Raw genomic sequence first — 16,099 nt, 5'->3', positions numbered from 1 at the left:
AGCTCTCTATAAGGACAATCGGCCCCGGAAAACGCGGGAAGGCCAAGGCTTGGCCGGTTCTTACCTTGACGACAGCGATTACTGACGTCAGGGAAGCCGGGATAACGAAAAGCCGTTATCATAAGCGCCTCTTTGCCTGGCTTACCATGAACGTCATGAACGAGAACGACTACCTGATCGCCTGGGGCTTTTACGCTTTCGCTGCAGTTGGCTGCCTTTTGGTAGTGTTCAAGATGACCGGTTGGATGTGGCGCTTTTTACGCGAACCTCTGCGCGTACTGGTTGCGGTGCTGTTGTTCAGCCCCACCATCGTTGATCCGGTGAAAGAACAGTTTGCGCCTGCCGTTGCAATCACGGCGTTGGACCTAGCGTTCAAGGTTGGCACAAATATTTGGCGCGCTGTCTCGGATTTGGCCATGTACGCCATCATCGCCGCAGGTCTTTATATCATTTACATACTGATTCGCTGGCCCATAGAAAGGCGCCGCCGGGCCAGCCAGCCTAAGGCTCCCACCGCAAACGCAGCTTCTTTGCCGACCGATGACGAACCTTTTGCTGCTGTCGACGATGACCGATTCGCTCGCAAACCCGCAGCACCTCCCAGCGCAAGCAGCCGTGTACGGGTTGAGCCGCGCCTGTAGATATCGCTTCGTTGGCACCGCGCCTGACCGCCTCAGGCGCACCCCGCAGTGCTAAACGTATTGAAGCGAGAGTGAGCATGTGTGAACTATTAGGCATGAGCGCCAACGTCCCAACCGATATCGTGTTCAGCTTCACCGGGCTGATGCAGCGCGGCGGCCGAACCGGTCCGCATCGAGACGGTTGGGGCATCGCCTTTTACGAAGGCCGTGGTTTGCGTCTGTTTCAAGACCCAGCCGCCAGCAGCGAATCGCAAGTTGCGCAACTGGTGCAGCGTTATCCGATCAAAAGTGAAGTCGTGATTGGCCATATTCGGCAGGCCAATGTCGGCAAGGTCTGCTTGGCCAATACCCATCCGTTTGCCCGTGAGTTGTGGGGCCGCAATTGGTGCTTCGCGCACAACGGTCAGTTGGCGGACTTCAAACCTCGCGCTACTTTCTATCGACCGGTGGGCGATACCGACAGCGAAGCGGCGTTCTGCGACCTGCTCAATCGGGTGCGTGAGGCGTTCCCGGAACCGGTCGAGATCGAACAGTTGCTTCCCTCGCTGGTCGACGCTTGTGCTGACTACCGCAACAAAGGCGTATTCAATTGCCTGCTCAGCGACGGTGATTGGTTATTCTGTTTCTGCTCCACCAAACTGGCTCATATTACCCGCCGGGCACCCTTCGGTCCGGCGCGATTGAAAGACGTCGATGTGATCGTCGATTTCCAGGCTGAAACTACCGCCAACGACGTTGTCACAGTTATGGCGACTGAACCGCTGACCGAGAATGAAACCTGGACGCGGTATGAGCCGGGAGAGTGGAATTTATGGCGTCGCGGTGAACGCGTAGCCCACGGCAAAGCCTGAAGGAGAAGGACCTATGCTGCGAAGCTATCTGCGATTAGTGCTGTTCACTGCGGGCTTGTTGATGGGGGTGCAAATCCCGGGTTTTATCAGCGACTATACCAAGCGTGTCGAAGCGCACCTGATCGAGGCGCAACAAGGCCTCAAGGGTTACACAGACACGGCACAGCACTTTTTCAACGGTGATCTACAGGCGTTAGTTGCGCACTATCGTGCCAGCGATGACCCGGTCTTTCGCAGTGATGCCGACAGTCTTAATCAATTGTTAATGCGCAATCAGGCACTAGATCAAGAGTGGCAGGCGATGCAAGCCCCGTGGTACGCCCGTGCGTGGCATGTGGCGACATCTGCCAACCCGGACATTCGTCGGGAAACGTTTAAAGCTTATACCTACCAGGTGCTATTGGTCCCGGAAGTGATTGCCTGGGGTATCGTTTGCGCTTTACTGCTGGCTCTGGTCGTAGAAAGCTTCTTCTTGCTGATCGGCTGGGTGATCTTCGGCGGACGGCGCAAAACGCCGGTGCTGGAGCGGGATAGGTAGAGTGCAATCTAACCCGCTGTAGGCGTCAACTGTTGGCGAGGCAGGCAACGCGGTATATCCAAATAGCTGCAGCGCTGCCTTTATCGCCCGCAAATTGGCTCCTGAAGTGATCTTGGTAGCCACCTGAAACGTTCACCGCACACTGGAGATTTCCTTTGGGTCGCCTGTTATTGAATTGTGACATCGGTGAAAGCTACGGCGCCTGGACTATGGGTCTGGACGCTGAGGTTATGCCGTTCATCGACTGTGCCAATATCGCTTGCGGCTTCCACGCCGGTGATCCGAGTGTCATGCGAAAAACCGTTAGCCTGGCGTTGTCTCATAACGTGACTATTGGCGCGCACCCGGCTTATCCCGATTTGGTAGGTTTTGGCCGGCGGTCGATGGCCTGCAGCGCAGCTGAGCTCGAGGATCTCCTGCATTATCAGATCGGCGCGTTGGACGGCATTTGCCGGGCGCAGGGCAGTCGTGTGCAGTACGTCAAACCGCATGGGGCGATGTACAACGACATGATGGCCAAACCCGAGCAGTTGCGTACCGTCATCCAAGCCATCGCGCGCTACGACGTCCAATTGCCGCTAATGCTCCTGTCCACTCGCGACAACAGTACCGCGCAAGCGGTGGGCGATGAGTTCGGTGTGACGTTGTGGTTCGAAACCTTTGCTGACCGGGCCTACGACAGCTCGGGCCATTTGGTATCACGGCAACTGCCGGGCGCCGTTCATCACGACCCTGAAACGATAATTGCCCAGGCACTTACTCTGGCGCACGGCCAGCCTCTGCGTGCCTCAGATGGCAGCGACCTGCTACTGACCTCCGACACCTTGTGTGTGCATGGCGACAACGCCAGCTCGGTGGCTGCGGTGAAACGTATTCGACAGGCGTTGGGTGAGCACCTGTTGTCATGAAAGTGCGGATCGAAGTGGCGGCTATCGACTGCCTCATGGTGAGGCTGTTCGATGTCATCGACGAAGCTAACATGCCGTGGATGCTCGCTGCTGCGGCACGTTTGCGCGAGCATTTTGCGAGCGATTTGATCGATCTGGTGCCGTCTTACACCACGCTGATGATTCATTACGACCTGACCCGACTGAACCCGAATCAAGCCAGCGAGTTGATACACGGCGCGCTGGCTCACTTGGCGCCAGACCCTCACGCCACTGGCACGCACCATGTGTTGCCCGTCTGGTACGACCTGAGCGTCGGGCCGGAACTGGGTCTGCTTGCAAAACGCAGCGGGTTGAACATTCGTGATGTCATCGCCTGTCACAGTCATCGCGAGTATCAAGTGTTTGCCTTAGGCTTCGCCCCGGGCTTCGCCTTCATGGGGTTGGTCGAGGAAATCATTGCCGCACCGCGTTTAAACACCCCGCGCAAACGCGTCGCAGCGGGCAGCGTTGGGATCGCTGAACGTCAGACGGCTGCTTACCCAGTGGTGTCGCCCGGTGGCTGGAACTTGATTGGCCGCACGCCTAGTACCCTGTTTGATCGGCAGCGCGAGGGATATAGCTTGATGCGGCCTGGGGATAGGGTGAGCTTCTCGTCTATCGACCACGCTGAGTTTATTCGCTTGGGTGGCGACGACACGCCATTGACGGGCCAGGCATGAGCGCGTTGTTGATCGAAACCAGTACGTCGCTGTGCCTGCTGCAAGACGCCGGTCGTTTCGGCGTGCGGCATTTGGGCGTAACCCAGGGCGGGGCGGCGGATTGGGTTTCGATGTCATGGGCCAATAAGCTGCTGGGCAACCCGCTGGACGCCGCCGTGATCGAAGTGACCCTGGGTGGTTTGTCCTTGCTCGCCGAGGAGGATTGCTGCCTGGCGTTGGCGGGCGCCGATCTCGACGCCATGCTCGACAACCGGCCACTTAAGCCATGGCGCAGTTTTTTTATGGGCAAAGGCCAGCGATTACGCTTTAACCGGCCCATCGTCGGTGCCCGTGCCTATTTGGCGGCACCGGGTGGTTTCACGGCGCCAGCGGTGTTGGGCAGTTGCTCGACCGTGGTACGCGAAGAACTTGGCGGCCTTGACGGCTTGGGTAAGCCGCTGGGCAAAGGTGACCGGCTAAGCTACTCCGGCGCCGCTTTCGTGCTGCGAGTGTTACCCAGCCAACAGATTCCAGATTTTGGTGTGAACACCTTGTTAGACGTCGTACTGGGCGCTCAAATTGGTCAATTCAGCGGATTAAGCCTGTTCGACGCCTTCAACAGCGACTGGACCCTCGACACCCGCGCCGACCGCATGGGCATTCGCTTACTCGGGCCGGAGTTGACCTATCTGGGTGCGCCGATGATTTCCGAAGGCATTCCGCTGGGCGCCCTACAAATCCCCCCGGACGGCCAACCCATCGTCCTGCTCAACGACCGACAAACCATCGGCGGATATCCCCGACTGGGCGCGTTGACACCGTTGTCGTTGGCGAGATTGGCGCAATGCCTGCCGGGCAGCGTTATCCGATTAAAGCCAATAGTGCAAAACACCGCGCATAAGCAACATGTGCGCTATTTGCAGGTGTTTAGCGGGCCACATTAATCTTCCTCGACTGTTTGTACGAGGCGGACTTTATTTCCTTTAAGGCCGCCGATACCGCGGTCCTCATTACCCTGAGAGTACATAAACCAATGGCCGGGGTGGAGAAACGAAGGGCGTAGCGGTCGGCGTCCCCCGAGACCTTATAGTTTCTTAGATAAGGGACACCGCCTCGCGAACAAGTTCACTCCTGCAAGGGGTTTTCATTTCACTTTGCCAAAAACCGCATCCCTTCTTCCAGCCCGCGTAACGTCAGTGGATACATCTGATCGTCGATCAAGTCTCGGACGATGTTGGTCGATGTGCTGTAGGCCCAAGTGTCTTTCGGGTACGGATTGATCCAGATGAGCTTTTTGTATTTCTCTTTGAAGCGTTGCATCCAAGCGTAGCCGGGCTCTTCATTCCAGTGTTCGACGCTGCCGCCAGCCTGAGTGATTTCGTAGGGTGCCATGGCGGCGTCGCCGATGAAGATTACCTTGTAATCGGCGCCGTATTTGTTCAGCAGATCCTGGGTGGCAGTGGATTCAGAGCTGCGGCGCAAGTTGTTCTTCCACACTGATTCATAAATGAAGTTGTGAAAATAAAAGTACTCCAAGTGTTTGAACTCGGTCTTGCACGCGGAAAACAGTTCTTCACAGGTTTTGACGTGAGCGTCCATTGAGCCGCCGATGTCGAACAACAATAGCAACTTGATAGTGTTACGGCGTTCCGGGCGCATTTGTATGTTTAACAAACCGGCGTCGCGGGCGGTGTGATCGATGGTGCCGTCAATATCCAGCTCTTCAGCGGCACCCTGGCGGGCAAATTTGCGCAGGCGGCGCAGGGCGATCTTGATGTTTCGAGTACCCAGCTCAACCGAATCGTCGAGGTTTTTATATTCGCGTTGCTCCCAGACTTTCACCGCTTTGCCTTGGCGTGCGCCCGCGTTGCCGACCCGGATGCCTTCCGGGTTATACCCGCCTGAACCGAAAGGGCTAGTGCCGCCTGTGCCGATCCATTTATTGCCACCGGCGTGACGTTCTTTTTGCTCTTCCAGGCGTTTCTTAAACTCCTCGATCAGCTTGTCCAGGCCGCCCAAGGTCTGGATCTGTGCCCGTTCTTCTTCACTCAGCGAACGCTCGAACTCCTTGCGCAGCCAATCTTCCGGAATCAACGCTTTTAGATGATCGTCGAGTTTTTCCAGGCCGTTGAAATAGGCGCCGAACGCACGGTCGAACTTGTCGAAGTGACGTTCATCCTTGACCAGAATCGTGCGGGCGAGAAAGTAGAACTCGTCCATGTCAGCGAAGGTGACCCGCTGTTTAAGGGCGTTAATCAGGTCGAGCAGCTCACGGACCGAGACCGGCACTTTGGCTGCACGCATTTCATTAAACAGGTTGAGCAGCATGACTGTCGCCCTTGATGTCGTGTGTCTGAACGCTGAGCGGTTTGGGCAGCGTGGTTCAATTCAGCGGTTGCCGCGACGGCTCATGAAAGCCAAGCGTTCGAGCAATTGCACGTCTTGCTCGTTCTTGACCAGCGCACCCGCCAGCGGCGGAATCGCTTTGGTGGGATCACGCTCACGCAATACCGCTTCGCCAATGTTGTCGGCCATCAACAACTTCAGCCAATCGACCAGTTCCGAGGTTGACGGCTTTTTCTTCAAACCAGGAACTTTGCGCACGTCGAAGAACACGTCCAAGGCTTCGCTAACTAACTCTTTTTTGATATTCGGATAATGCACGTCGACGATTTTTTGCAACGTGACGCGATCCGGGAAGGCAATGTAATGAAAGAAGCAGCGGCGCAAGAACGCGTCTGGCAGTTCCTTTTCATTGTTGGAGGTAATGATGATGATCGGACGGATTTTCGCTTTGATCGTCTCGTCGATCTCATAAACATAGAACTCCATCTTGTCGAGTTCTTGCAGCAGGTCGTTAGGGAATTCGATATCGGCCTTGTCGATTTCATCAATCAGCAAAATGACCCGTTCTTCTGCCTCAAAGGCTTCCCACAATTTGCCTTTCTTCAAGTAATTGCGCACGTCGTGGACTTTATCCACACCCAACTGCGAATCGCGCAGTCGGCTCACCGCGTCGTACTCGTAGAGGCCTTGATGGGCTTTGGTGGTGGACTTGATGTGCCAAGTAATTAGCCGGGCACCAAACGATTCGGCCAGTTGCTCGGCCAACATGGTTTTGCCGGTGCCAGGTTCGCCTTTGACCAGCAGGGGGCGTTCCAGAGTGATGGCTGCGTTGACCGCAAGCTTCAGGTCGTCAGTGGCGACGTAGGCGCTGGTGCCTTCAAACTTCATCTTGGAATCCTCAAACGGAGTCGCCGCGAAGGGCGTAAATAGGGGCAGCTCAATGTGGGGACTATAACGCGCAGTTCGGGCGACTGTGAACGCAGACGCGGCATTCAGTCTCTGAATGCCGCGTCACATTTTGACTCAGCGCTATCAAGGGTTTTTACCGTTGTCGTAATGGGTATTGAATGCCTGGATAAAGCCATTGTGCAGGATCTGCAAAAACGCCTGAAATGCGCTGATGTTCTGGTTATGCACACTGCCACTGAGGTCAACGCGTGTTGCAAACTGATTTTTTTTCTGGTTTTTCAGCACTGCTTGGCTGGCGCCCACCACGGCTTCCCAAACGGAGCGGAAAAAACCCTTGTTTTGGTTCGCTACATCCTGCTGCCAGTTGAACACCTCAACATTGCGCAGCAACGGTTTGATATAGCCGCTGAGTTGCCCTTTGACTGCCTTTGCCTGGATCACAAGGTCGCCGTTGCCCGCGTTGAAATCGAATTTTCCATAGGCAGACGCAAAATCGTTAAGGCTTTTCAATTCGATTCCAGTAGCGCGTAGGCGGAAATCGAAGTCTTCGAAATTACTGAACGGATCAAACGTTGCTGCAGTGTCCAACGGCGCCTTGCCCATCAACAACGCTTTTCCTGAAAACCGAGCCTCTCGCTGGCCTTTGGCGTCCGCCACGTTGGTCAAGTTGTAAAAACTTGCATTGACTTTATCGGCTTCGATTTTGACTTTCGGGGTTGAGGTGAAATTGTTGAAAGTGATTTTACCGTCACTGATGCGAACTTCGTTGAGGGTGATTGGCAATAGCTTATTCAACTGGGCGCGCCAGTCAGTACCTTGACCGGTTTGGGACGCTTCCTTGTTGTCGCCGCCGTCAACGAAGTTAAGCTCGGGATTGACAAAGCGCACGCGGGCAACCACAGCATGGTCGTACCACAACGAATGCCAGCTCACAGCCAGATCAATGATCGGAATTTTTACGAACGGAACAGGAACCTTGCCTGAGACTTTAACGATGTCGAGCCCGTTGATTTTATAAGCGCCGCGCCACAATGCCAGATCGACGTCGGTAACCTGGCCCCGGTAATCGCCCATGTCGGCGAGTTTTTCGTTCAGGTAGTTGCGCACCACATAAGGCAAGGCGATTTGCACCGCAACTAGCAAGACGACGATGCCAACAACAGTCCACAGCGCGACGCTATATCGACGTTTCATGATGAAAGCCTCCGTTTCCTTAAAACTGTTGACTGCCCGGTTTCGCATCCGTTCGCTGCACTGGACGCACACAAGTTCGCAGCATAGGCTTTGCCCATTCGATATCGCGCATAAGGACACTGCCATGAGCCGCATCTACGCTGACAACGCCCATTCCATAGGTAACACGCCGCTGGTGCAGATCAACCGCATTGCACCACGCGGGGTCACAATCCTGGCTAAGATCGAAGGAAGAAACCCCGGCTATTCGGTGAAGTGTCGCATTGGCGCCAGCATGATTTGGGCCGCTGAAAGCAGTGGCAAACTCAAGCCAGGCATGACCATCGTTGAGCCGACGTCAGGTAATACTGGCATCGGCCTGGCATTCGTCGCCGCCGCACGGGGTTATAAGTTGGTGCTAACGATGCCCGCGTCAATGAGTATCGAGCGCCGCAAGGTGCTCAAGGCGCTAGGCGCAGAGTTGGTTCTGACTGAAGCCGCCAAAGGGATGAAGGGGGCCATTGCGAAAGCCGAAGAATTACTTGCCAGCGATCCGTCCAAATACTTCATGCCGGGGCAGTTCGATAATGCGGCCAATCCTGATATTCACGAAAAAACCACCGGGCCGGAAATCTGGAACGATACCGATGGTGCCATTGATGTACTGGTCGCAGGCGTCGGCACGGGTGGCACGATTACCGGTATCTCGCGCTACATCAAGCACACTGCGGGCAAGCCGATTTTGTCGGTGGCAGTGGAACCCCGCGTATCGCCGATCATTACCCAGGCGATGGCCGGGGAGGTTATCACCCCAAGCCCTCACAAGATCCAGGGCATTGGCGCTGGTTTTATACCTGGCAATCTTGATCTTTCCATTGTTGATAGGGTCGAACTTGTCACGGACGACGAATCCAAGGCCATGGCTTTACGTTTGATGCGAGAAGAAGGGATTTTGTGCGGTATTTCATGCGGCGCTGCCATGGCCGCGGCGGTGCGGATGGCCGAAACTCCAGAAATGCAGGGCAAAACCATCGTAGTGATTTTGCCGGACTCGGGTGAACGATATCTTTCGAGCATGCTGTTCAGCGACCTGTTCACCGATCAAGAAAACCAGCAATAACGGTTCGTTGCTTACAGGCCGCTTTTTACCTGGCTCCTGAAGGCATATCATGGCGGGCTTCGAATCCTCTTCAGTGCGCATTTCGCGAAGACGGAATGTGGAAGGCGACTGCCATGGCAGCGCCCTCGGGATCACTAATCAGAACAGTGCCGCGTAGTGCAGTTATTTGCCTATTTTTCAGGAGTGTTTCATGACCTTTTCTTTTGCTGCCAAGGCATCGATTTTGATGCTCTTCCTGGGGAGCACACTGTACGTACACCTGCGCGGTAAGGCCCGGTTGCCGTTGCTGCGTCAGTTCGTCAACCATTCTGCGCTGTTCGCTCCCTACAACGCCTTGATGTATCTGTTCTCCGGCGTGGCCTCCAAGCCCTATCTGGATCGCAGCCAGTTTCCTGAAATGGATCTGCTCAAGGACAACTGGGAAATCATCCGCGACGAAGCCATGCATTTGTTCGACGAAGGCTATATACGCGCTGCCGCCAAGGACAACGACGCTGGCTTCGGTTCGTTCTTCAAGAAAGGCTGGAAGCGTTTTTACCTCAAGTGGTACGACAAAGCCCTGCCGTCTGCCGAGTTGCTGTGCCCGAAGACGGTGGAGTTGGTTAACCGGATACCCAACGTCAAGGGGGCGATGTTTGCCCTGTTGCCGGGTGACAGTCACCTCAACCCGCACCGCGACCCGTTCGCCGGTTCGCTGCGTTATCACTTGGGTCTTTCAACCCCGAACTCCGATGACTGCCGCATCTATGTGGACGGTCAAATCTACGCATGGCGCGATGGTCAAGACGTGATGTTCGACGAGACCTACGTACATTGGGTCAAGAACCAGACAGCGCAGACCCGGGTAATTTTGTTCTGTGACGTTGAGCGGCCCTTAAAATCGAAGTTCATGACCCGCATTAATCGTTCGATAAGCGCGTTTTTGGGCCGTGCCACCGCGCCACAGAATCTGGACGATGAACGGGTAGGTGGGATCAATCAGGCTTATGCCTACAGCAAGCGGTTCAGCACCAGCTTCAGCGGTGGCGTGAAAAAGCTAAAACGCCGTTACCCTAAGGGCTACCGCCTTATGCGCCCTGTGCTGGCGATTGTTGTGTTCACCTTGCTGGGTTACTGGCTGTTTGGCTAAATAGCTGATTACACAACGCACCGAACGCTGGCAATGGTCGGCGGCGGTGCTCATCAGTCACCACCTACCCCATATTTTTTTCACACGACGCTTTGGCCTCACTGGCCACGATCACCCTGTTTGTCGTGCCCCAGCCCCGCCGTTGCCTTTCTGCTGGTACGTTTCTCTTTGGCGCTGGTATGGCCGTTCTGATTTCGCTGCCGGGGTTCAGATCAGCAAATAAAATCTCGTGGGAGCGAATTTATTCCCTAAGAAGGCGGGGCAGTCTCCCGCTTTCCAATCCGCTGACTAAGCTCAACTTTTTGGATGTTTGCCGAGGTCTTTTATGCCCCCAAAATGGCCAGCCGCTGATATCGCGCAGAAGATTCTCGATGGCTTCGATGATTATCGGGATCATTTCCGGCAAATCGCCGACGGTGCTCGGGTGCGTTTCGAGCAAGCGCAGTGGCAGGAAGCTCAGCGCGCCTCGGCAGCGCGGATCAGCCTGTACGAAGAGAAGGTCAGCGAGACCGGTAAGCGCCTAAGCGCTCAATTTGACGCCGAGCACCTATTGGACGTGGCGTGCTGGCCGCTGGTCAAAAGCGCTTATATCGACCTGATTGATCTGCGGTTCGACGACGAGTTGGCCGAAACCTGGTTCAATTCGATATTTTGCGGCCTGTTCAGCCATGACCTGATCAGCGACGGCTGCATGTTCATCCACACCACGCGTCCGTCACTGCATCATCAGGGCAAAGCCGCGCAAACCCGCACCTACAGACCCGAAGGCGATTTGTTGAAGATGCTCTCGGCGGTTTTTGCCGAGTACAGGTTTGATGTTCCGTTTGCTGATTTGCCGGGGGACTTGCAGCGCCTGGAACGCCAATTGCGTGAGAATTTACCCGATTGGGTATGCAAAGACCCGAGGCTCAGTATTGAGTTATTTTCTTCGATTCTGTACCGCAACAAAGGTGCGTATCTGGTTGGCCGAATTTTCACCCTCGACGAGCAATGGCCGCTGGTGATTCCGTTGTTGCACCCTGAAGGCCAAGGTATTCAGATTGATGCGCTGATTACTGACGAAGCGGATGTGTCGATCATCTTCTCGTTTACGCGTTCGTATTTCATGGTCGATGTGCCGGTTCCAGCCGAATTCGTCGGCTTTCTCAAACGTATTTTGCCCGGCAAGCACATCGCTGAGCTGTACACCTCAATCGGCTTCTACAAACACGGTAAATCCGAGTTTTACCGGGCCTTGATCAATCACTTGGCCAGCACCGACGACCGCTTCACCATCGCGCCCGGCGTGCGCGGTATGGTCATGAGTGTGTTTACGCTGCCGGGATTTAACACCGTATTCAAGATCATCAAAGACCGTTTCTCACCTTCGAAAAACGTAGATCGGGCGACTGTGATCGAAAAGTATCGGCTGGTCAAAACGGTTGATCGCGTAGGGCGCATGGCCGATACCCAAGAGTTCGCCGATTTCCGTTTCCCGCTGAGTAAGTTTGCCCCGGAATGTCTTGCTGAACTTTTGGACGTCGCGGCCGGGACGGTCGAGGTGGACGGCGATAGCGTGTTGATCCGCCACTGCTGGACCGAACGGCGGATGATCCCGCTAAACCTGTATTTGGAAAATGCCAACGACGCTCAGGTGCAGGAGGCACTAGAGGATTATGGGCTGGCGATCAAACAACTGGCGGCGGCGAACATTTTTCCCGGCGACATGCTGTTGAAAAACTTCGGGGTCACCCGCCATGGACGCGTGGTGTTTTATGACTACGACGAAATCTGCTTTTTGACCGAAGCCAACTTCCGCCGAATACCGGAGCCTCGTACCCCCGAGGACGAAATGTCGTCAGAGCCTTGGTACTCCATTGGCCCGCTGGACGTATTCCCGGAAGAGTTTCCGCCATTTCTGTTCGCCGACATGGGCCAGCGTCGGCTGTTCGCCAAATTGCATGGCGAACTGTACGACGCTGACTACTGGAAAAGCCTCCAGCAAGCGATTAGAGATGGGAAGGTCATTGACGTGTTTCCGTATCGACGCAAAGGACGGGCGAGTCTTTAGCCGAGGCGGCGATAAATGTTCCTACTGTTCTGTGGCTGCCGGAGTCGCGACGGCGTTTGCTAACGCTGCGTCTCCTTCCTGCATCAACTCAAACTCGCCGGTCGACTCAGCAGCGCCCGCAACGCCGCCGGCTTGACCGGTTTGGACAGGTAATCAAGGCCAGCTGCATGAATTTGCGCCACCAGTTCAGGGCGGCCGTCGGCGCTGATAACGACCCCTGGCACGGGTTCACCCAAGCGGGTACGTAACCAGGCCATCAGTGCCGTGCCGGTTTCGCCTTCGTCGAGGTGGTAATCGACCAATACCCATTGCGGGCGCACGCCCTCGTTCAAAAGGGCTTCACACTCACTACGGTTGCGGGCTGTGCGCACCTGACAACCCCAACGTGTCAGCAGGCTGTTCATGCCGATCAAAATGCTGTCTTCATTATCGACGCACAGTATGTGGGTACCGCTCAGCGGCTCGCCTTTCGGTGTGGCAGGCATCACGATCGCTGCCGATTGATTACTGGCAAGCGGCACCGTTACGCTAAACACGCTGCCTTTGCCTGGCCATGAACGGACTTGCAAGTCATGCCCCAATACTCGGCACAAACCGTCAGCAATTGCCAAGCCAAGGCCGAGGCCTTTTTCAGCGCGGGTCTGGTGGCTGTCCAGGCGCTTGAATTCTTCGAAAATGACTTGGCGTTTCTCCTCGGGAATACCCGGCCCCCGATCCCACACCTCGAGACACAGTTGTCCTTTTTTGCGACGCACGCCGAGCAATATCGGCCCTTGCGCATAGCGGAAGGCGTTGGTCAGGAAGTTCTGGAGAATCCGCCGTAATAACTTCATGTCGCTGTCGATCCGCAACTGGGTGCCGCGTAAACGGAATTTCACGCCTTGCTCTTTAGCCAAGGCCTTAAATTCGGCGCCCAAGGTGTCAAACAGCGCATTGAGTGGGAATGGCTGAAGCATGGGAGTGATTTTGCCGTTTTCCAGGCGGGACATGTCTAGCAGATCACTGATCAGGTCTTCCGCCGAACGCAGCGAGGTGTCCATATGCTGTATCAACTGCTGAGCGTCTTCGGAAATCCCTTCGTCCTGATGAGACAGCGCAGCAGAAAAAAGCCGTGCGGCGTTCAGCGGCTGCATCAAGTCATGGCTAACCGCAGCAAGAAAGCGGGTTTTTGATTGGTTGGCGGTCTCTGCGGTGCCCTTGGCTTCGGTGAGCGCGACGTTCAATTGCGACAGCTCATGGGTACGTTCGGCGACGCGCTGTTCCAGGCTTTCGTTGGCGGCCTTGAGCGCGTGCTCGGCGTCGCGAAACGCCGTAATGTCGGTGAAGCTCATGACGAAGCCGCCGCCCGGCATCGGGTTACCAATCAGCTCAATCACTCGTCCGCTGGGGAATAATCGTTCAGAGGTATGTGCCCGGCCTTGACGCATCCAGTGTAGGCGACGCGCCACGTGCACTTCCGCCTCACCCGGACCACACAGGCCACGTTCGGCGTTATGACGAATGATGTCGGCAATCGGTCGACCCACACTGATCAGCCCTTCCGGGTAATTGAACACTTCCAGATAGCGGTGATTCCAGGCCACCAGTTTCAATGATTGATCGACCACGCTGATGCCTTGGGTGATGTTTTCAATCGCGCCCTGCAATAGCGCTCGGTTGAATTGCAGCACTTCCGACGCTTCGTCAGCGATACGCACCACGTCTTCAAGCTGCATGTCGCGGCCTTCGATGGCGGCTTTAACCACAGCTCGGGTCGACGAAGCGCCGAGCACGCCCGCCAGTAGCCGTTCGGTATGGGCGATCCATTCTCCGTCGGCGTTTTGATTGGGGTTGAAGCCTTTGCCCTGACGGTAAGCGAAACGGATAAAACTTTGCCGGGCGCGTTCTTCACCGACGAAGCGCGCCGACAGTGTCAGCAAGTCTTCGATCTGCACCGCCAGCAATGAACGGCTGCGCGGACGTGCGCTGATTTCTTGACCGATAAATCGCCCGGCTTGCCAGTGTTCGGAAACCCGAGTGCGAGATAACACCGAGACCCAGGCAAACAACGTGAAGTTGCCCGCCAGCGACAGCACCACGGCTTGCGTCAGCGGAGTAATGGGTAAATTGAACGGGTTGCCGTGCAGCCACTCCAACCCCGGAAAAGTGCTCAGCGACCAGCCTAGACTGTTGGCCGCAATGGGTAACACTAAGGTGTAGAACCAGAGGAACGTCCCGGCCGCCAGTCCGGCGAATACCCCCCGGCGATTTGCCTGCTTCCAGTACAACGCGCCGAGCATGGCGGGCGCCAACTGGGTAATCGCAGCGAAAGCGACCTGGCCAATGGTGGCCAGACTTGCCGTCGAGCCGAGCAGTCGGTAGCAGACATACGCCAGTAGCAGAATGACCACGATACTCACGCGGCGCACTGACAGCATCCACTGGCGAAACACCTCGAATGGGCGTTCGGCGGTTTGTCGGCGCAGCAGCCAGGGCAGCAGCATGTCGTTGGAGACCATGGTCGACAGGGAGACACTGGCGACAATGACCATGCCGGTGGCCGCTGACGCGCCGCCGATGAACGCCAACAGCGCCAGCGCTGGATGGGCTTGGGCCAGCGGCAAACTGATCACGAAAGAGTCAGGCAATACCGAGCTAGGCAACAGCATTTGCCCGGCCAAGGCGATGGGCACCACGAACAACGCCGCTAAGGCAAGGTAGGCCGGGAACACCCATTTGGCCACGCGTAGATCTTGGGGCTCGGTATTCTCCACCACAATGACGTGAAACTGCCGGGGCAGGCAGATCATTGCCATCATCGCCACGCCAGTCTGGACCACCATAGATGGCCAATTGACGGTTTCTTTCCAGTATTCTTCCAGACGCGGTGCGAGCATCGCCTGATTGAATAGGTCATCAAACCCGTCATACAGGCCGAACGTGACAAAGGCCCCCACGGCAAGAAATGCAAACAGCTTGACCAGTGCTTCAAAGGCAATGGCCAGCACCATGCCGCGGTGGTGTTCGGTGACGTCCAGGCTGCGCGTACCGAACAAAATGGTAAATAAGGCGAGGACCAGCGAAACGATCAGCGCAGTATCTTGAGCGCGGACGCCAGTGGATTCAGCAACCGCGCCGGTGAGCAGGTTCACGCCCAGCACAATGCCTTTGAGCTGCAACGCGATGTAGGGCAGCACTCCCACCATGCAGATCAGTGCAACTACCACCGCGAGCGATTGCGATTTACCGTAGCGGGCGGCGATAAAGTCAGCGATGGAGGTAATGTTCTCCTGCTTGCTGATCATCACCATCTTTTGCAGCACCCAAGGCGCTAGCATCAGTAGCAATATCGGTCCGAGATAAATGGGCAGAAATGACCAGAGTTGTTCCGCTGCCTGGCCCACGGCGCCGAAAAACGTCCAGCTGGTGCAATACACCGCCAGTGACAAGCTGTATACCCACGCCCGCAGCCTAGGCGACAACGGCTTGCTACGCCGATCCCCATAGAAGGCGATGGCGAACATAATGGCCATGTAAGCAACAGCGACCGCAGCGATAAGTCCGCTGGACAACGACATGTAGAGCTCCAAATAACGCCAGCACTTCGAACAGCCCTGGCGGGGTAGTCTCGCATGATGCCGGGGCTTCGTCAGTGACTACTAAGGGTGCGGCAGGGTTTGGTGCCACGCGTGTAGATGTGCATATAGGTAAAACAGATCACCTATAGCTAAATTACCCGTTATATAGATAGATCGTTGCGTTATAAGCTTTCGTT

General features: G+C 55.8%; 13 protein-coding genes. 9 read left to right on the top strand and 4 right to left on the bottom strand.

The annotated features are described in order from the left end of the window. Window positions 1-146: 146 nt before the first annotated feature. From RGW60_RS11820 to RGW60_RS11795, 6 genes are all read left to right on the top strand, one after another. On the top strand, window positions 147-641 hold the full coding sequence (locus RGW60_RS11820) for an MFS transporter (RefSeq protein WP_322204787.1): 495 nt from the start codon (window positions 147-149) through the stop codon (window positions 639-641). Between the two features lie 77 nt (window positions 642-718). Further along, window positions 719-1,492, top strand: coding sequence for a class II glutamine amidotransferase (locus tag RGW60_RS11815; RefSeq protein ID WP_322204786.1), 774 nt, complete (start codon window positions 719-721; stop codon window positions 1,490-1,492). A 13-nt stretch (window positions 1,493-1,505) separates the two neighbouring features. Then, a complete protein-coding gene (locus tag RGW60_RS11810) occupies window positions 1,506-2,030 on the top strand; it encodes a DUF2937 family protein (protein WP_322204785.1) in 525 nt (174 codons plus the stop codon). A 155-nt stretch (window positions 2,031-2,185) separates the two neighbouring features. Continuing rightward, window positions 2,186-2,938, top strand: coding sequence for a 5-oxoprolinase subunit PxpA (locus tag RGW60_RS11805; protein WP_322204784.1), 753 nt, complete (start codon window positions 2,186-2,188; stop codon window positions 2,936-2,938). Then, window positions 2,935-3,639, top strand: a complete 705-nt coding sequence (locus RGW60_RS11800) for an allophanate hydrolase subunit 1 (protein WP_322204783.1) — start codon at window positions 2,935-2,937, stop codon at window positions 3,637-3,639. The genes RGW60_RS11805 and RGW60_RS11800 overlap by 4 nt, the downstream gene beginning before the upstream one ends. Next, a complete protein-coding gene (locus RGW60_RS11795; protein WP_322204782.1) occupies window positions 3,636-4,562 on the top strand; it encodes a biotin-dependent carboxyltransferase family protein in 927 nt (308 codons plus the stop codon). Before RGW60_RS11800 ends, RGW60_RS11795 begins: the two co-directional genes overlap by 4 nt. Window positions 4,563-4,767: 205 nt before the next feature. On the opposite strand, the gene RGW60_RS11790 is transcribed toward RGW60_RS11795, so the two are convergent. The 3 genes from RGW60_RS11790 to RGW60_RS11780 form a co-directional block, all read right to left on the bottom strand. Further along, a complete protein-coding gene (locus RGW60_RS11790; RefSeq protein WP_322204781.1) occupies window positions 4,768-5,946 on the bottom strand; it encodes a VWA domain-containing protein in 1,179 nt (392 codons plus the stop codon). Window positions 5,947-6,006: 60 nt separating this feature from the next. Beyond that, entirely contained in the window at window positions 6,007-6,852 is an 846-nt protein-coding gene (locus tag RGW60_RS11785; RefSeq protein WP_299831843.1) for an AAA family ATPase, read from the bottom strand. A 144-nt stretch (window positions 6,853-6,996) separates the two neighbouring features. Continuing rightward, on the bottom strand, window positions 6,997-8,067 hold the full coding sequence (locus RGW60_RS11780) for a DUF748 domain-containing protein (RefSeq protein ID WP_322204780.1): 1,071 nt from the start codon (window positions 8,065-8,067) through the stop codon (window positions 6,997-6,999). Window positions 8,068-8,191: 124 nt separating this feature from the next. On the opposite strand from RGW60_RS11780, the gene cysK reads away from it, so the two are divergent. The 3 genes from cysK to aceK all read left to right on the top strand — a co-directional run bounded on the left by cysK (window position 8,192) and on the right by aceK (window position 12,345). Continuing rightward, window positions 8,192-9,166, top strand: coding sequence for a cysteine synthase A (gene cysK, locus RGW60_RS11775; RefSeq protein WP_322204779.1), 975 nt, complete (start codon window positions 8,192-8,194; stop codon window positions 9,164-9,166). Between the two features lie 190 nt (window positions 9,167-9,356). Then, the gene (locus tag RGW60_RS11770) at window positions 9,357-10,295 is read left to right on the top strand and encodes an aspartyl/asparaginyl beta-hydroxylase domain-containing protein (protein WP_322204778.1); all 939 of its coding nucleotides are present in this window, start codon (window positions 9,357-9,359) and stop codon (window positions 10,293-10,295) included. Between the two features lie 325 nt (window positions 10,296-10,620). Next, window positions 10,621-12,345, top strand: a complete 1,725-nt coding sequence (gene aceK / locus RGW60_RS11765; RefSeq protein ID WP_322204777.1) for a bifunctional isocitrate dehydrogenase kinase/phosphatase — start codon at window positions 10,621-10,623, stop codon at window positions 12,343-12,345. An 83-nt stretch (window positions 12,346-12,428) separates the two neighbouring features. Here the strand turns inward: aceK and RGW60_RS11760 are convergent, their stop codons facing one another. Next, window positions 12,429-15,902 carry a PAS domain-containing hybrid sensor histidine kinase/response regulator gene (locus RGW60_RS11760; protein WP_322204776.1) on the bottom strand — a complete coding sequence of 1,158 codons (3,474 nt, stop codon included), beginning with the start codon at window positions 15,900-15,902 and terminating at the stop codon, window positions 12,429-12,431. Between the last annotated feature and the right edge of the window lie 197 nt (window positions 15,903-16,099).

The organism is Pseudomonas sp. AB6 (genome assembly GCF_034314105.1).
Lineage (GTDB): Bacteria > Pseudomonadota > Gammaproteobacteria > Pseudomonadales > Pseudomonadaceae > Aquipseudomonas.
This window is presented reverse-complemented; position numbering and strand designations above follow the sequence as displayed.